15 protein-coding genes are annotated in these 17,299 nt (G+C 67.3%); 7 read left to right on the top strand and 8 right to left on the bottom strand.

Annotated elements, in window-relative coordinates; genetic code table 11:
* Positions 1–61: 61 nt before the first annotated feature.
* From hppD to WI697_RS05770, 3 genes are read left to right on the top strand one after another with little or no spacing between them, the layout of a single operon-like run.
* Positions 62–1,162 carry a 4-hydroxyphenylpyruvate dioxygenase gene (gene hppD / locus WI697_RS05780; RefSeq protein WP_345957778.1) on the top strand — a complete coding sequence of 367 codons (1,101 nt, stop codon included), beginning with the start codon at positions 62–64 and terminating at the stop codon, positions 1,160–1,162.
* Positions 1,155–2,306, top strand: coding sequence for a homogentisate 1,2-dioxygenase (locus WI697_RS05775; RefSeq protein ID WP_062770646.1), 1,152 nt, complete (start codon positions 1,155–1,157; stop codon positions 2,304–2,306). Before hppD ends, WI697_RS05775 begins: the two co-directional genes overlap by 8 nt.
* 2 nt (positions 2,307–2,308) lie before the next feature.
* Complete coding sequence (locus tag WI697_RS05770) at positions 2,309–3,292, top strand: fumarylacetoacetate hydrolase family protein (protein WP_062770643.1); 984 nt, start codon at positions 2,309–2,311, stop codon at positions 3,290–3,292.
* Positions 3,293–3,371: 79 nt separating this feature from the next.
* Here the strand turns inward: WI697_RS05770 and WI697_RS05765 are convergent, their stop codons facing one another.
* From WI697_RS05765 to WI697_RS05755, 3 genes are all read right to left on the bottom strand, one after another.
* A complete protein-coding gene (locus WI697_RS05765; protein ID WP_345957777.1) occupies positions 3,372–5,078 on the bottom strand; it encodes a methyl-accepting chemotaxis protein in 1,707 nt (568 codons plus the stop codon).
* A gap of 282 nt (positions 5,079–5,360) precedes the next feature.
* On the bottom strand, positions 5,361–6,548 hold the full coding sequence (locus WI697_RS05760) for a M20 aminoacylase family protein (protein WP_345957776.1): 1,188 nt from the start codon (positions 6,546–6,548) through the stop codon (positions 5,361–5,363).
* 45 nt (positions 6,549–6,593) lie between these two features.
* The gene (locus WI697_RS05755) at positions 6,594–7,907 is read right to left on the bottom strand and encodes an MFS transporter (protein ID WP_345957775.1); all 1,314 of its coding nucleotides are present in this window, start codon (positions 7,905–7,907) and stop codon (positions 6,594–6,596) included.
* 183 nt (positions 7,908–8,090) lie between these two features.
* On the opposite strand from WI697_RS05755, the gene WI697_RS05750 reads away from it, so the two are divergent.
* Entirely contained in the window at positions 8,091–9,023 is a 933-nt protein-coding gene (locus WI697_RS05750; protein ID WP_345957774.1) for a LysR family transcriptional regulator, read from the top strand.
* 63 nt (positions 9,024–9,086) lie between these two features.
* Here WI697_RS05750 and WI697_RS05745 read toward each other — a convergent pair whose 3' ends face one another.
* Positions 9,087–9,620, bottom strand: a complete 534-nt coding sequence (locus tag WI697_RS05745) for a DUF2867 domain-containing protein (RefSeq protein WP_345957773.1) — start codon at positions 9,618–9,620, stop codon at positions 9,087–9,089.
* Between the two features lie 157 nt (positions 9,621–9,777).
* Between WI697_RS05745 and WI697_RS05740 the strand changes: the two genes are divergently transcribed.
* Positions 9,778–10,464 (top strand): HAD hydrolase-like protein, encoded by a 687-nt coding sequence (locus WI697_RS05740; protein WP_345957772.1) that lies wholly within the window; start codon positions 9,778–9,780, stop codon positions 10,462–10,464.
* Between the two features lie 4 nt (positions 10,465–10,468).
* On the opposite strand, the gene WI697_RS05735 is transcribed toward WI697_RS05740, so the two are convergent.
* The 4 genes from WI697_RS05735 to WI697_RS05720 all read right to left on the bottom strand — a co-directional run bounded on the left by WI697_RS05735 (position 10,469) and on the right by WI697_RS05720 (position 14,517).
* Positions 10,469–10,954 (bottom strand): hypothetical protein, encoded by a 486-nt coding sequence (locus tag WI697_RS05735; RefSeq protein ID WP_345957771.1) that lies wholly within the window; start codon positions 10,952–10,954, stop codon positions 10,469–10,471.
* 10 nt (positions 10,955–10,964) lie between these two features.
* Entirely contained in the window at positions 10,965–12,257 is a 1,293-nt protein-coding gene (locus WI697_RS05730) for an AAA family ATPase (protein ID WP_345957770.1), read from the bottom strand.
* 35 nt (positions 12,258–12,292) lie between these two features.
* Positions 12,293–13,051 (bottom strand): DsbA family protein, encoded by a 759-nt coding sequence (locus WI697_RS05725; RefSeq protein WP_062770629.1) that lies wholly within the window; start codon positions 13,049–13,051, stop codon positions 12,293–12,295.
* A gap of 65 nt (positions 13,052–13,116) precedes the next feature.
* Positions 13,117–14,517 (bottom strand): M48 family metalloprotease, encoded by a 1,401-nt coding sequence (locus tag WI697_RS05720; protein WP_345957769.1) that lies wholly within the window; start codon positions 14,515–14,517, stop codon positions 13,117–13,119.
* 79 nt (positions 14,518–14,596) lie between these two features.
* Between WI697_RS05720 and WI697_RS05715 the strand changes: the two genes are divergently transcribed.
* The gene (locus tag WI697_RS05715; RefSeq protein ID WP_345957768.1) at positions 14,597–15,838 is read left to right on the top strand and encodes a gamma-glutamyltransferase; all 1,242 of its coding nucleotides are present in this window, start codon (positions 14,597–14,599) and stop codon (positions 15,836–15,838) included.
* A gap of 191 nt (positions 15,839–16,029) precedes the next feature.
* Positions 16,030–17,199 carry a pyridoxal phosphate-dependent aminotransferase gene (locus tag WI697_RS05710; RefSeq protein ID WP_345957767.1) on the top strand — a complete coding sequence of 390 codons (1,170 nt, stop codon included), beginning with the start codon at positions 16,030–16,032 and terminating at the stop codon, positions 17,197–17,199.
* Positions 17,200–17,299 lie beyond the last annotated feature (100 nt).

Below are 17,299 nucleotides of genomic sequence, written 5' to 3'. Positions count from 1 at the left end.
CGTCGTCCGCGTGCCGTCCCGGGGGCAGGATGGTAGCCGTGGCACGTCGAGGGGGAAAGCGATGAGCGCGGAAAGCAGGATTGGCGGCGATACGCCGTTCGGTTTCGAGAACCCGATGGGCACCGACGGCTTCGAGTTCGTCGAGTTTGCCAGCCCCGACCCGGTGGAGATGGGGGCGCTGTTCGAGCGGATGGGCTTTACCGCCGTCGCGCGTCACCGCAGCAAGGACGTCACCCTCTACCGCCAGGGCGACATCAATTTCATCGTCAATGCCGAGCCCGAGAGCTTCGCGCAGTCCTTCGCCCGGGTGCACGGCCCCGGCGCCTGCGCCATGGCCTTCCGGGTCAGGGATGCGCGCTTCGCCTATAAGCGCGCACTGGAACTGGGCGCCAAGCCGCATCTGGGCCAGGTGGGCCCGATGGAGCTGAACATCCCGGCCATCCAGGGCATCGGCGGCAGCGTGATCTATCTGGTCGACCGCTACGGCGCCCGGGGCACGATCTACGACATCGATTTCGAGCCGATCGAGGGGGCGGAGGCCGCCGCCAATGATCAGGGCCTCACCTATATCGACCATCTGACCCACAACGTCCATCGCGGGCGGATGAATCACTGGGCGGAATTCTACACCAAGCTGTTCAATTTCCGCGAGATCCGCTATTTCGACATCGAAGGCAAGCTGACCGGCCTGCATTCGCGCGCGATGACCAGCCCCTGCGGCAAGATCCGGATCCCGATCAACGAATCGGCCGACGACAAGTCGCAGATCGAGGAATACCTCCAGGCCTATAACGGCGAGGGCATTCAGCATATCGCGCTCGGCACCGAGGCGATCTTCCGCTCGGTCGAGGGCATGCGCGATCGCGGCGTCGCCTTCCTGGAAACGCCTTCCAGCTATTACGACATGGTCGACACCCGCGTGCCGAACCATGGCGAGGATCTGGAGCGGATGCGCCGCGACCATATCCTGATCGACGGTCTGCCCGACAATCATGTCGGCATGCTGCTGCAGATCTTCACCGAAAACGTCATCGGCCCGATCTTCTTCGAGATCATCCAGCGCAAGGGCAATGAGGGCTTCGGCGAAGGCAATTTCAAGGCGCTGTTCGAGGCGATGGAACTCGACCAGATCAAGCGCGGAGTGTTGAGCGCCGATGCGTAACTGGATCAACATCCCGCGCGTCGAAGGCCGGGCGTCGCGGCAGGCCCATGCGGACCTGCCCGACGGCACGTTCGAGCACGAGATCGGGCGGGAGGGCTTCTTCGGCCCGGCCGCCCATATCCACCACGCCCATGCCCCGACCGGCTGGGTGCGGTTCGAAGGCCCGATCCGGCCGCGCGCCTTCGACACTACGAAATTCGATGCGGTGCCCGCCGGCCCCTGGTCGGCCGAGGCGCTGGTCGGCAACCGCCGCTGCGCCGTGCGCTTCTGGCGGATCGATGCGCCGATGGATCATCTGGCGCGCAATGCCGATGGCGACGAGCTGCTGTTCATCCATGACGGCGCCGGCCATCTGTTCTGCGATTTCGGCCATATGACCTATGCCGAAGGCGATTACATCCTGCTGCCCCGCGGCACGATGTGGCGCCTGGTGCCCGAGGCGCCGACCCGGGTGCTGATGATCGAGGCGACGGATTCCGCCTACAAGCTGCCGGACAAGGGCATCGTGGGGCCGCATGCGATCTTCGATCCGGCGATCCTGGCGGTGCCGGTGATCGACGAGGCCTTCGACGACCAGCGCTCCGAAACCGAGACCCGGGTGGCGGTGAAGCGCTTCGGCGAGGTTTCGACCATGGTCTTTCCGTACAACCCGCTGGATGCGGTGGGCTGGCACGGCGATCTGGCGCCGGTGAAGGTGAACTGGCGCGACATCCGGCCGCTGATGAGCCATCGCTACCATCTGCCGCCCTCGGCCCACACCACCTTCGTCGGCGAGCGCTTCGTGGTCTGCACCTTCGTGCCCCGGCCGATCGAGAGCGATCCCGGTGCGCTCAAGGTGCCGTTCTTCCATTCGAACGTCGACTATGACGAGTTCATCTTCTATCACCGGGGCTCGTTCTTCAGCCGGGACAACATCCATCCCGGCATGATCAGCCTGCACCCGGCGGGCTTTGCCCACGGGCCGCACCCCAAGGCCTTTGCCATCGGCCAGAAGGCCGCGCGCAAGGAAACCGACGAGGTGGCGGTGATGATCGACACCCGCGACCCGCTGGAGGTTCAGGCGGGTGCCGCCCGTGTGGAATGGACCGGTTACGTCGACAGCTGGCGCACGCCGCCGGCCGCGACCAACGAAGCAGCGGAGTGACGATGAAGCTGGCGACCCTCAAGGACGGCAGCCGCGACGGGCGGCTGGTGGTGGTCTCGCGGGACCTGAAGCACTGCGTGCCGGCGGAGGGCATCGCCCCCACCCTGCAGGCGGCGCTGGACCGCTGGGCCGAAACCGCCCCCCGGCTTCAGGCCCTGTCCGAGACGCTGAATGCGGGCGAGGCCGATGGCGTGATCGGCTTCGATCCCGTGGCGGCGATGGCGCCGCTGCCGCGCGCCTATCAATGGGCCGACGGCTCGGCCTATGTGAACCATGTCGAGCTGGTCCGCAAGGCGCGCGGCGCCGAGATGCCCCAGAACTTCTGGCATGACCCGCTGATGTATCAGGGCGTCTCCGACCGCTTCATCGGCCCGATGGATCCGGTGGAATGCGCCGATGAGGCCTTCGGCATCGATTTCGAGGCCGAGGTCGCGGTCGTCACCGACGACGTGCCGATGGGCACGGCGCCGGAGCAGGCGGGCGGCTATATCCGTCTGGTCATGCTGGTCAACGATGTCAGCCTGCGCAATCTGATCCCCGGAGAGCTGGCCAAGGGCTTCGGCTTCTTCCAGTCGAAGCCCGCCTCCAGCTTCTCCCCCGTCGCGGTCACCCCGGACGAGCTGGGCGACGCCTGGGATGGCGGCAAGGTCAACCTGCCGCTCAAGGTCTGGCTGAACGACGAGCTGTTCGGCGCGCCAGAGGCGGGCGAGGACATGACCTTCGATTTCCGCCGCCTGGTCGCCCATGCCGCGCGCACCCGCCATCTGGGCGCCGGCACCATCGTGGGCTCGGGCACCGTCTCCAATCTCGACCGCAGCCGCGGTTCGTGCTGCATCGCCGAGCGGCGCATGCTGGAGACGATCGATGCCGGCAAGCCCGCCACGCCCTTCATGTCTTTCGGCGACCGCGTGCGCATCGAGATGACCGACCGCGAGGAGGTCTCGATCTTCGGCGCGATCGACCAGAAGATTGTGAAGTGGGGTTGAGGGTCGGCCGATCCGGTTCTGTCTGACGTGAAGCGGCCCGCCGGGGAAAACCGGCGGGTCGTTTTCCGATGCGGCTTCCTTACTGCACCATCTTTGCCAGGCTGTCGGTCGTCCCGGTCACGCCGTCGACCGCCTTGTGCATGTTGCTCGCGATGCTGCGGGTCATGGCCAGCTGTTCCTCGATCGCCGAAGAGAGCACGGCGCTTGCCTCGTGCAGCTGCAGGATGCCGCCGGTGATGCCGGACATCGTGCCGTCGACGGTCTGCGAGACCTCCTGCAGTTCGGCGATCTGGCGGGCGATGTTCTCGGTGGCGGTGGCCGTCTGGCCCGACAGGGTCTTGATCTCCGAGGCGACGACGGTGAAGCCGCGGCCTGCTTCGCCCGCGCGCGACGCCTCGATGGTGGCGTTGAGCGACAGCAGGTTGATCTGCGAGGCGATGTCCTGGATCAGCTTGATCACCCCGTTCATCGCGGCCGTGGTCTCTTTCAGCCGGCCGACGGCTTCCTCGCCGCGGGAGACGTTGTCGCGCATGCTCTCGGCGGAGCGGTGGCCGCTGTCGGCGGCACGGGTGATCTCGGCGACCGAGGCCGTCAGCTCTTCCGAGGCGGCGGCCACCGCCTCGACATTGGCGAGCGTCACTTCGGCAGACGACACCGCGGCCAGATGCGAGGTCATCAGCCGGGTGATGTCGGTTGCGTATTTGACCACCTTGCAGACCCGGCCCGAGGCATCGAAAATCGGGTTATAGGTGGCGCGCAGCCAGACCGTCCGGCCGCCCTTGCCGAGCCGCTTATGGATGCCGGTGACGAAATCGCCGGCACGAAGCTTCTGCCAGAAGGCCTGATAGGCGTCGGTCTTCACCTCGGCCTCGGGCATGAACATGCTGTGGGGCTTGCCCTGGATCTCGTCGAGCCGATAGCCGGTGGCGGCGAGGAAATTGTCGTTGGCCTGCAGCACCCTGCCGTCCAGATCGAATTCGATCACCGCATGGGTCCGGCCGATGGCCGCCATCTGGCCCTGATAGTCCGCCGTCACCAGCTTCTGCGCCGTGATGTCGGTTGCATATTTCACCACCTTCATCAGCTTGCCGGCAGGATCCAGGATGGGCGTGTAAGTCGCCTGGATCCACACCTCGCGCCCGCCCTTGGCAATGCGGCGAAACTCCGACGTCCGGGCCTTGCCAAGGCGCAGCCCGGCCCAGAATGCGCGATAGTCCTGGCTGGCGGCATCGGTCTCGTCGACGAACAGGGCGTGCGACTTGCCCTGGATCTCGTCCAGACGATAGCCCATCAGGTTCAGGAACAGCTCATTGGCCCAGAGCACCGTACCCTCGGGCGTGAAGTGGATCACCGCCTGGCTCTTCTGGATCGCGGTGATCTGGCCTTCATATTCCGCGGTCTTCAGAACTTCGGCCGTCACCTCGGTCGCAAACTTCACCACCCGTCGCACCCGACCCTTGTGATCCCGGATCGGGTTGTAGGTCGCCTGGATGAAGATCTCGCGACCCTCGCGGGTCACCCGTTTGAACACCGCCTTGCGGAAGCTGCCCGCGGCCAGATCCTGCCAGAAGGCCCGGTAGTCCGGGGCGCTGCGCTCGGCCTGGGTCACGAACATGCCGTGATGCTTGCCGGCGACCTCCTCCAGCCGATAGCCCATCAGCTTCAGGAAATTGTCGTTGGCCGCAAGGACCGTGCCCTCGGGGGAGAAATGGACGATCGCCTGCGACAGGTCGAGCGCCTTCAGGATGTCGTGATCGGTTAAGGACGGCAGCTTGATGAAGGACATCGCATCTCACCCTTCCGCATGGCGTGGGAGGGCCGAGACCGCATGTGGGGGGCAAGTTACCACGGCGGTTCGGCGATATGTCCCACATCTTCTTCGTCAACCGGAGATGACAGTGGCCTCCAGAATCATATCGCGGCTGATCAGAAATTACCGTTCAAAAGTTGAAAATACGTGAATGAAATACTTGCAAAACGAGGACATCTCATGGATTCAGTGTCATCTGTTGCCTGAGCGTGATCATCTGCCGGGTGATGACGATGACCCGGCAATGACCTTTGCATATCAAATGGCGAGAATTTCTTCGACAAGATTCACCCAAAGGGATATGCCCGTCTCCAGGGCGGCGTCGTTGAAATCGTAGCCGGGGTTGTGGATCATGCAGCCGCCCGCCGATCCGACCCCGTTGCCGATGACCGCATAGCAGGCACGTCGCCCGGCCGCCATCCAGGCGAAATCTTCACTGCCGGCAATACCCGGCAGGGTGGTGAGCACATTGGTTTCGCCGACGATCCCGGCCGCCACCTGGCGGAGGAGAGCTGTCTCGTCGGGTGTGTTGACCACGGCGGGGACCAGATGGCGATAGTCGATCGCAGCGGTCACGTCGAAGGCGGCGGCCTGGCCCGCCACGATCGTGCGGATCCGTGCCTCGATCTGCCCCCGGATGCCGGCATCGGCCGAGCGGATGTTGAGTTTCAGCTCCGCAGTCTCGGGGATCACGTTGTGGGTGGTGCCGGCATGGATGGCCCCGATGCTGACCACGCCGGTCTCTCCGGCCGGCAGATTGCGTGAAACCACGGTCTGCAGCGCCATCACGATGGCTGCCGCAGCCACCACCGGATCTCGCGCCTTGTCGGGCATCGCGCCATGACCGCCCCGGCCGGTCAATGTGATCGTGGCGATGTCGGAGGCAAGGCTGGTCGGCCCTTCCACCGCCACGATCGTGCCCACGGGAATGCCCGGGCCGTTGTGCAGGGCATAGACCGCATCCACTGGAAAGCGGTCGAACAACCCGTCCTCGACCATGCGTTTCGCCCCCGTCAGCCCCTCTTCATCGGGCTGGAAGATCAGCACCAGCGTGCCGTCGAAACGGCAGCTCCGGGCGAGCCGCCAGGCGGCGGCGAGCAGGATGGCGGTATGTCCGTCATGGCCGCAGGCATGCATTGCCCCCGGTACCCGGCTTGCGTATTCAAGACCGGTCGCCTCGGCGATCGGCAGCGCATCCATGTCGGCGCGGATACCGATCGACCGCGGCCCTGTGCCCTGTCGCAGCCGCCCGACCACGCCCTGGCCGCCGATCCCTTCATGCACTTCATAGCCCCAGCGGCGGAGCAGGGCGGCGACCAGGGCTGCCGTTTCGGGCACGTCTGCACCCAGTTCCGGATGGGCGTGGAGATGGCGGCGCAGGGCAATGAAATCCGGCGCATCCGGATCCAGATCGGGCAGGCGGGCGAAGCAGGCGGTATCAGACATGACGGGCGGCTTTCCGATAATGGGTCGTGCGGAAGAGGGCAGGGATCAGTCGGCCCGGCGGGCCTGTTCACGGAAGCCCAGCAGGGCGAGGACCGAGATCACGGCGCAGGCGGTCATGTACCAGGCCGGGGCCATGGCATCGCCGGTCACCGCCAGCAGCCAGGTGACGATGAACTGCGCCAATCCGCCGAAGATCGCCACACCCAGGCTGTAGATCACCGACAGGCCTGTGACCCGCACCGGCCGCGGGAAAGCTTCCATCAGCAACAGGAAACAGGCGCTGGAGCCGGCGGCGAGGCAGGCGGCCAGGATCGCCACCACCGCCATGGCCGTCACGATGCCAGCACCACCGGTGATCGCGGCGAAGCCTGGCCAGATCGCGATGCCACCGGCGATCCATGCCGCCAGCACCAGCGGCTTGCGCCTGGGCAGCCGGTCGGCGGCCAGGCCGGCGAGCGGTGACACCACCATCAGCGTCAGGCCCGAGACCACGGTTGCTGCGAAGGCTGCGGCCGGTGCCATGCCCATCACGCGGATCAGGAAAGTCGGCATGTAGAACACGGCGATGTACATGGTGGCGGTGCCGCTGACCATGGCGAGTGTGCCGAGCAGCAGCGTCCGGCGATGATCGCGGAAGACCAGGGCGATCGGGGAGTGGTCGGGCATGGGGGCGCTGTGGGTTTCATCCAGGCTCCGGCGGATCCAGATGCCGACCGGGGCGATGGCGAGGCCCAGGATGAAGGGCAGGCGCCAGCCCCAGCTTTCGAAGCTGTCGGCAGGCAGGGCCTGGGAGAGCAGCACGCCACAGGCAGCACCCGCCAGTGCTGCGGCACCCTGGCTCGCCAGCTGCCACGACACCATCCGGCCGCGCCGGCCGATCGTGCCCGATTCCATCAGAAAAGTGGTCGAGGCGCCGATCTCTCCCCCGGCGGAGAAGCCCTGAAGCAGCCGGCCGGTCACGATCAACAGCGGTGCGAAGATGCCGATCTGCGCGTAGGTGGGGGCGAAGCCGATGATGGCGGTGCCCAGCGCCATCAGCGCGATGGTGAGGGTGAGCGCCGCCTTGCGCCCGGCGCGGTCGGCATAGGCGCCGATCACCACCCCGCCCAGCGGACGCATCACGAAGCCGATTCCGAAGCTTGCGACCGCCATCAGCAGCGAGCCGTATTCGCTGTCCGACGGGAAGTACAGCCGGCCGATGAGGGTTGCGAAAAAGCTGAAGACGGTGAAATCGAAGATCTCGAAGGCGTTGCCGAGCGTGGTGGCGACCACCACACGGCGGGTGCCGTGCCGTCCGGCGGTGGTGGTGGCCGGTGACGCGGCGAGGCGGTCCGCGGCCGCGACATGGGTGTCTGGCATGGGCGTAATCCCGTTGAGCATCGTGACAGGAGCAGATACAGGGGGGCGGGGCACATGTCGGGCGGGGAGGGGCGTCGACATCCGCGCAGTTTGCGGCCAATGCCGGATGTGATCCTGATCACATATTTTCATGGAGATAGCCGTTGGTTATCATTGCCGCGGCGCTGCGGGGAAAGGTGGCCCATGAAACTGCATCAGTTGCGGGCGCTGCTCGCGGTGTCCGAGACCGGCAGCATCCACGAGGCTGCCCGCCGGCTGCATCTCAGCCAGCCGGCGGTGAGTAAAGCGTTGCGTGAGCTTGAGGAAGGCCTGGGCGCGCCGCTGCTGCTGCGCGCAACCACCGGTGTCCGGCTCAGCCGCTATGGCCGCAGCCTGGTGAAACATGCCCGGGTGGTGGAACAGGAACTGCGCCATGCCGCCGAGGAAATCGATGCTCTGCTCGGCATCGCCCGCGGCAGCCTGACTGTGGCGGTCACCCCGGTCACCGCCACGGGACCGGTGGGCGCGGCCTTGAAGCGCTTCATCCGCGATGAACCGCAGGTGACGGTATCGGTGGTGGAATTGCGGCCGGCAGCCATTGACGCGGGGCTTGCCGATGGCACCATCGATCTGGCCCTGGTCTCGCTGACCACTCCCCCGGCCGAGGCGCGTTTCCACTGGCGCCCGCTCTACACCGTGCCGACCTTTGCCGCGGTGCGAGACGGCCATCGGCTGGCCGGTGTCACCTCACTGGCCGATCTTGGTGCCGAGCGGTGGCTGAGCTGGGATCCGGGCGGCGAGCCTTCCAGCCTGATCGCCGGTATCTTCGCAGCGCATGGTCTGCCGTCCCCGGCGAGCGTGCTTCGCTGCAGCTCGGCGATGTTGTTTCTTGAGCTTGCGACCGAAACCGACCTGATCAGCGTCTGGTCCGAGGTGATCTATGCCGTGCCCGGCATGCGCACCCGCCTGCGTGCCCTGAACCTGCCCGGGCCGATGCCGGTGCTGGAGGTGGGGGTGCTCTGCCGCGATCCGGAACTGCTGACCAGCGTTGCCGCCCGCTTTCTGCGCCTGCTGGATGCGGCGCGGGAGAAAATGCCGATGGATCATCTGCCAGGGCGCGGCTTCGGGGCGGCCTGAGCCGTCGCGTTCACGACCGGCACCTCGGACATATGTCTGAAGCACGGGCCGTTGATGGGACAGCTACACCTTCCATCCCGCCCGCGCCGCCCGCGCCAGGCCTGAGCGCACCACCGCCACATGAAAGGGGCGGATCAGGGCGATGTACAGCCGGCCGAGGCCGTTGTGGCAGCGAACCGCGGTTGCGGTCATCACCAGCCGCTCTCCCGGGCGGTCGGGATCGGGGGCCAGGCGCACCGTCAGGCGGAAATCCAGATGGCGGTCATCCTCGCCCAGGATGATCTCGTCCGGCCGGATTTCGTAGATCCGGAAGATGCCGATCCGGCGGTTGCCCGGATCGGCAGGATCCCCGGCAGCGGCCATGCGGTCCGAGGTCTTCAGCCCGAAGGGGCGGACCAGCAGGTCGCGCAGCTTCAGCAGGCTCCGGGCCCAGCCGGCCTGGCCCGCGAACAGGACGCGCGCCAGATGTTCCGGATCGCCGCCCACTCCGGCCGGCAGGCCGATGGCATAGCAGTCGGCCAGATCCGCGCCGACGAACATCGGGCGGAGACGCGAGTCCTGGGGCAAAGGATGGGCGGTCGGGCGATACAGGTCCATGGCGGCGAGTATGCAGTCTGCGGCGGGCGGGGGACAGGGGGCGTCATCGCCTGCGTCAGCCGGCCGCAGGCGCGGGGAACCGGCTGTCGCGGCATCGGGCGGCGGCTGCTATGCTGCGGCGCCTCTCAATTCCCCCCAAAGCCGGAGTCTTCGGCCGATGACCCGTCCCGCCCTTCTTCTCGACCTCGACGGCACCGTGGTCGATGCCGTGCCGGATTTCGCGGCGGCGATGAACCGGCTGATGGCGGCGCTGGGATTGCCCGAGGTGTCGGGTCCTGAAATCGCCGGCTATCTGGGCGACGGGCCGCGCAAGCTGGTGGAACGGGTGCTGGCTGCCCGCGACCGGCCGATGGACGAGGCGGCGCATGACCGCTTCCTCGCCGATTACACCGCCCATGCCGCCGAGGCGACCACGGCCTTTCCGGGCGTGCCCGAAACCCTGGATGCCTTCCGCGCTGCCGGCTGGGCGGTGCTGCTGTGCACCAAGAAACCGGCGGCCGCCACCCGCACCCTGCTCGACGGGCTGGGCCTGCTGTCGCGTTTCGACGGCATCGGCGCCGGCGACAGCTTCCCGGTCTCCAAACCCGATCCGCGCCACCTGACCCTGACGCTGCAGGCGGCCGGCCTCGACCACGCCCCGGCGGTGATGGTGGGCGACCACCGCAACGACGTCGTCTCGGCCCGGGGCGCCGGCATGCCGGTCATCTTCGCCGGCTGGGGCCACGGCCCCCTCGCCATGGCCGAGGGCGCCGATGCCATCGCCGACCGCTTCCCCGATCTCGCCACCATCGCCCCGCGCCTGCTGGCGGCGCGGGGGATCGCTGTGGCCGTGCCGCGGGTGTGAGGCCTCAGTCGGGTTTCCGGTCGTAGCCCAGAAGGTCGCGGTCGAGCGACCAGATGACGACACGCGCCCTGGGATCCAGCGTACAAAGCCGCTGCCACTCCTTGATCAGGGACAGGTCGGCGAGGCTGGTGCCTTCGCTGGTCCTGTCGTCCGATTTGTTCCGCTGGGCATGATCGGGGAAGTCCGTCAGCCAGTTCAGGAACTCGTCGCGCTCGGGGAAGTGGGTCGCCGTATAGGGGGCATCTCCCGACAGCGCACCACGAACGTCTTCGATGAAACGCAAAGCATGTTGCCGCCGCAGTCGGCCGTCGCCCAGATGGGCGATGTGATTGCCTGTCTCCCAGATCGTGGCCATCGGCAGGAGGAAACGGGCATTTCCGGACAGGTATTGTCTGAAATCTGTGTGGACGGTCTGTTGCTGCTGGTCGAAACCCGGAACCTTGAGGATGTTGAGATAGACGGAGGTGTCGATCAGGATGACGGTCCGCATGGCCCGGTCCTCAACCCAGCCGATCCATCCAGGCGAGGGCCAAGCTTCTGCGGGTGGCCTCGTCGATCCGGATCTTCGCGGCCCGCTCCAGCGCTCCGCTGGTGGCCAGATCACCCAGGCTGCCCTGTGCGACGAGTTCCGGATAGGTCGGCAGATCGTCCAGGCGGACCAGCCGGCTCGATCCGTCTTCGGGGTCGCGATAGCAGAACACCACATCGGGAACGGCTTCGTCCGGCAGGGCATCCAGCAGGGCGGGATTGTGCGTCGAGAGCAGAACCCGCAGGTTCCGCCGCCGGGCGAGGTTGCGGATGCTGTCCAGCAGGTGGCGGGCGCGGCTCGGATGGACGCCGTTGTCGATCTCTTCGATCACCACCAGACTGCCGCTTTGCGCCGACAGCATGGCGGCGGCGATGGCGAGAACGCGCAATGTGCCGTCAGACAGCAGCGAGGCATCATACCTCCGCGTCTGTGCGCCGAACGTCTCTTCCAGCTGGATCATGACCCCGCCCCGGGGCTCCTTCAGGAAATCGAAGCCGGCGATGTTCTGCTCAGGCAGGCTCTTGACGAAGCCGAGCACATCGGCTGTGGCCTCGTCTGTACTTCGTGCGCCTTCCGTCAGGTCCCAGAGAACCGAGGAAATATTGCTGCCATCACCATTTAGCCGGTGCTCGCCGGGGAAGCTGTAGTCTCGCATACGTGCCGGGACCGGATCCAGGAACAGCATCGACCCGAGGCTCGCTTCATAGGCGCGGGCGATCTTCGGAATGGTCTCGCGCGATCTCCTGTGCTTGGCGTCGAAAGTGGCCGGGCTGGTCAGCTGGGTGAAAATCGCCATCTGGTCGCTGCACACCACATGGGGTTTCCTGCCACCCGGGCTGAAATTGTCATAGGCGACCCGGACATCGGTGCTGCGGCCGGTGGACGGCTGGTCCAGGTCATAGAGCGGCAGGCGGATGCCGGCAATCTGCTCCCCTGTCAGGTGAAGCCCGTCCTCGCGCAGCGAGATGGTCATGCTCAGCCGGTTGAAATCGCCATCCTCGGTCTCACAGCCGATGCCGAAGCTGTCACCTTCGCAGTAGGCCAGATCCTGGACCTTGCCCCGCACCACCTGCTCGCCGTCATGAATGGCATAGCGGATGGCCGACAGCTTCTGCCCCTGAGCCAGCCACGACAGCAGCCGCATCGCCTCCACGGCATTGCTCTTGCCCGAGGCATTGGCGCCGATCAACACGGTCAGCGGTGCCAGCGGGAGGCGTGCCGACCGGTAGCTCTTGAAGTTTTCGAGCGTGATGGCGGTCAACATGAGGAGCACCTCCCGGGCGTGAGCGTGGTGGCAGGTCAGCCCTTCGCCGCCTCGACCGCACGGTCCAGGGCGTCGAGTTCCACGGCGCCCGGCAGCAGGGTGTCGCCGATCACGAAGGCCGGGGTGCCGCCGATGCCGAGCTTGCGGGCCAGGTCCATGGTATCGCGGATATGGGCCTCGGTCTCGGGCGCGTGCATGCGTGCCTTGACCGCCTCGGCGTCGACACCCCGATCGGCGACGATGGCGAGCACGCGGTCTTCGGTCAGGCTGCCCTGCTGGGTCATCAGCGCGGTGTGGATTTCAGGATAGGCCTTGGGGGCCACCTGGTTCACGGCCAGGGCCGCGCGGGCGGCGACCAGCGAATCCGGGCCCAGGATCGGGAATTCCTTGTAGACCACCCGGATGTCGTCGCGCTTTTCGATCAGCTGGTCCACCGTGCCCATGGCGCGGCGGCAATAGGGGCAGCGATAGTCGAAGAACTGGACCACCGTCACCGCCGCATCGGCCGGGCCGACGACCGGGTCGCGCCCATCGGCGACGAGGGCGGCCTCGCTGTCGCGGATCGCCGAGCCCTGGGCTTCCAGTTCCGCGGTCTGCTGCTTCGCCTGCCAGGCCCGGATGCTTTCCACCACCAGTTCGGGTTCGCGCGCCAGCAGGGCCCGGACCATATCCTCGCCGGCACGGGCTTCCGATGCCGGGTCCACGGCGTGGATGCGGTCGATGACCAGGGTCGCGGCGGCACCGCCGGCAGCACCCAGGATCAGGGCCAGGGCCGGGACGAGGAGTTTCGACATGGGGTCTGGTGTCTTTCGGAACGGAGTGGGGTGGTTCGGGAGGGCAGGGCAGGTGCCCCGCGGCCTCAGCGGTTGGCGCGGGCTTCCTCGCGCTGGCGCTTGACGTATTCGGCCAGATCATCGGCGCGCAGCTGGCCGGGGGAGCCGACCGGCAGGTTGTCGCGGGCGCGGGTCGCCTGGACCTCGGCCTCGTCCCAGCGGCCGATCTGGGCGTTGTATTCGGCCAGGGCCAGCGAGGCCTGGGGCATGCGGTCGGCGCGGCCATAGGCGATGCCCAGCAGCCGCCAGGCGGTGGCGTTGTCGCGGTCTTTCGCGGTCGCGTTTTCAAGCAGCGCCTGGGCCTCGGCATAGGCGGCATCGGTGCCGGTCTCGATCAGCGCCTGGGCCAGGCCGACCGCGATCAGCGGCGCGCGGTCGGATTTTTCCACCGCCAGCCGATAGGGTTTGATCGCCTCGGCCACCCGGCCGTTCTCGAACAGCATCTGGCCTTCCAGCTCGTGGAAATAGGGGTCGTCGGGCTGTTCGGCGATCAGCCCGCGGATCAGCGGCAGGGCATGGTCCAGATCGGCCTGGCGATAATAGGCGATGGCGCGGGCATAGCGTGCGGGCACCGAGGGATCGTCGGCCTTGTAGGCGGCGAAGGTGCGGCCCGGCGGGTCCAGGAAGCCTCGCAGCTTGGCGATCATCCGGTCATAGGCCATCTGCTGGGCGGGCGTCGCCTCGGCGGTGACGCCCTTTTCCTGCGCCACCACGTTCTCGACCACCCGCACCCGGTCGGCGGCCATGGGGTGGGTGGAAAGATAGGGGCTCTGGCGGCTGCCGATCAGCGCGTTCTGGGTGTCGAGCTTCTCGAAGAACTGGAGCATGCCCAGCGCGGATTCGCCCGCCCGGTGCAGGAAGCGGATGCCCGCCTGATCGGCCGAATTCTCCTGGGCGCGGCTGAAGCTCAGCATGCCGCGCTGGGCCATCTGCTGGCCGCCCATCGCGATCGCCATGCCGGCATCGGCGCTGCCGCCGGCGACACCGATCGCAAGCCCCAGCAGGGCCGAGGCGATGGCCTGGGCGGTCGCCATCTCGACGGCGCCGCCGATGCGCGACAGATGGCCGCCGGCGATATGGCCGGTTTCATGTGCGATCACGCCTGCGATCTGATTGGGGTTGTCGCTGGCCATCAGCAGCCCCGTGAAGATGAACAGGTGCATGCCGCCGCCGACGAAGGCGTTGATGGCGTTGTCGCGGATCAGGTGGATGTCGATCGCGTTCGGGTCGAGATCGGCCGCCTTGAACAGTGGAGTCGCTATCTGCCGGATGGTATGTTCCACCTCGGCGTCGCGGATGAAGGACAGGCTTCGCTGCTGCGCCGAAGCGGGGCCCACGGCACCGATCCCCGACACGATCAGGAAGCAGATAAGGACGGCGATGCGGAGGAAGCTTGAGCGCACGGTGCAGACCCCGGATGTCTTCACCGAACGTAGGGTCGCACGACACGCCCGTCAATCTCGGCAACCGTGGCATCTCCGTGAAGCACCGGCAGCTCTCGCGATCGTGAGCCTCGCCGTGCTGGCGGGCTGCGGGCCGCGTGTGGAAGTGGGCCAGGTGGATGCCGTGACCGGCTTCATCGGCCTGATCGCCGCCGACGAGCCGCGCTCGGCGCTGGTCGGCCGCGACATCCTGTCGGCCGGCGGCAGCGCGGTCGATGCGGCGGTGGCCATGGCCTTCACCCAGACCGTTACCCTGCCCAGCCGCGTGGGGCTGGGCGGTGGCGGGGCCTGCGTGGTCTACAAGGCCCAGTCGCGCCGCACCAAGCCCAAGGAGGCGGAGCCGCCCCGCGCCTATGCCTTCATGCCCCAGGCCGCCGTGCCCGGCGAGACGGTGGCGGTGCCGGGCTTCGCGCGCGGGCTGTTCACCATGCATGCCGATTACGGCGTGCTGCGCCTGCCGCAGCTGGTGTCGCCGGCCGAACAGCTGGCCCGGTTCGGCGTGCAGGTCTCGCCGGCCTTTGCGGCCGATCTCGCCGCCTATCGCGAGGTGATCTCGGCCTCGCCCACGCTGGCGCGCAGCTTCGGCAATCTGGCCCAGGGCAATCAGATGACCCGGCCGGATCTCGCCTCTTCGCTGGGCTCGCTGCGCACCGAAGGCCCGGGCACGCTTTATGCGGGCCCGCTCGGCCGGCGGATGATCGAGGATTTCGCCCAGGCGGGCGTCACGCTCAGGGCCGGGGAACTGCGCGCCTATCAGCCCGCCAAGGGCGACGCGCTGATGCGCTCGCTCGGCAATTTCGACATGGTCACCATCCCCGGCACCGGCGGGGCGGCGGCGCTGGATGCGCTTTCGACCGTGCGCACCGGCACGGCGCTGCCGGTGGCCGGCCATGATGCCGTGCAGTCCGGCATTCTGGCCGTCGACCAGTACGGTCAGGCGGTGGCCTGCACCTTCACCCAGGGTGCCCCCTTCGGCACCGGCCGGATGGGCGACGATACCGGCATCATCGCCGCGCGGCCGCTCGATCCGGCGGCAACCGCCTCGGGCGCCGCGGTGCTGGCGGTCAACACCAACATCTACAAGCCCTATATGGCCGCGACGGCGACCGGCGAGGGCGCCGTGCCGGCGATGAGCCGGCTGATCGGCAGCTTCTACGGCGGCGAGCCGCTGGACGACTCGCTTGCCGCCGCCGCCACGGCCGGTGCCGATATCGGTGCCGCCGCCTGTGCCAACGGCATTCCCTCCGACGATCAGCGCTGCAACGCCCTCGTCTCGCCCTCGTCGCCGGGGCTGGCGATCCGCTGAGCCGTCGCGCCGGCGGTGCGCCTGAGCCGTCGCGCCGGCGGTGCGCCGCAGATTGCGGCTGATCGCATCGCGCACATGGTATGGCCGGGATTATGAACTTATGGTTTCATAGTCCCGGCCAGATCTGTCGCGCTCCGTGCAGGTCGTCTTCCCCCCGGGGGCACGGCCCCTGCAGAAGGATACCCCATCCCATGCCCGTTTCCCGTCGTTCGCAGATCCCCCCGTTCCACGCGCTGGAGGTGCTGGCCGAGGCGAATGCGCTCGAGGCTGCCGGCCGTCACATCATCCATATGGAAGTCGGCCAGCCGTCGACCGGTGCGCCGGCGCCAGCGATCCGTGCGGCCCGCGCCGCGCTCGACGGGCCGGCTTTCGGCTACACCGAAGGGGCCGGGCAGCCGGCGCTGCGCCGGCGGATCGCCGCGCATTACCGGTCGTGGTACGGGCTCGACATCCCGATCGAGCGCATCCTGATCACCCATGGGGCCTCGGGCTGCTTCACCATCGCCTTTCTGGCGGCCTTCGATGCCGGCGCGCGGGTGGCGATGGCGGAGCCCGGCTATACCTCGTATCGCAATGTGCTGAAGGCGCTCGACATCGAGGTCGTGTCGATCGAGACCGGCCCCGAAAGCCGCTTCCAGCCGACCATTGCCCATCTGGAGGCGCTGGACAGGCCGATCGACGGGCTGATCGTCGCCAGCCCCTCCAACCCCACCAGCACCACGCTGAAGCCCGAAGAGCTGGAAGCCCTGGTGCGCTATTGCGAGGCGAAGGGCATCACGCTGATCTCGGACGAGATCTATCACGGGCTGACCTATGGCCTGCCGACCCGCAGCGCGCTGAACTTCTCTCAGGCGCCGATCGTGGTGAACAGCTTCTCCAAGTATTTCGCCATGACCGGCTGGCGGATGGGCTGGATGGTCGTGCCGGAAGACATGGCCCGCACGGCCGAAAAGCTCGCGCAGAACTTCTTCCTCTCGCCCTCGGCCGTTGCCCAGATCGCCGCCACGGCGGCCTTCGACGGCTATGACGAGGCAGAGATTGCGGTGAAGCGCTATGCCGAGAACCGCCGGGTGCTGCTGGAGGGTCTGCCCAAGGTCGGGCTGGGCCGGATCGCGCCGATCGACGGTGCCTTCTATGTCTGGGCCGACATTTCCGACTACAGCACCGACAGCATCGATTTCTGCCGCCGCATGCTGCACGAGGCCGGCATTGCCGCCACGCCGGGTGTCGATTTCGACCCCTTCAAGGGCCATCACTATCTGCGCATGGCCTTTGCCGGGTCCACCGAAGACATGGTGCAGGTGGTCGACCGGCTGGATGGCTGGATGCGCCGCAGCTTCGGCGTCGGCAAGGTCGCCTGACCAGACGCGCGACAGCTGCCTGGACAAAAGAAAGGGCCGCCGGTCGAACCGGCGGCCCATTCTTTTGTCAGTGGCTGGCTTTTGTCAGTGACCGGAGCCG

The sequence above is a fragment of the Tistrella mobilis genome (genome assembly GCF_039634785.1).
Lineage (GTDB): Bacteria > Pseudomonadota > Alphaproteobacteria > Tistrellales > Tistrellaceae > Tistrella > Tistrella mobilis.
Note: the sequence above shows the minus strand (reverse complement) of the source record. Positions and strands in the feature narration are given on the sequence as shown.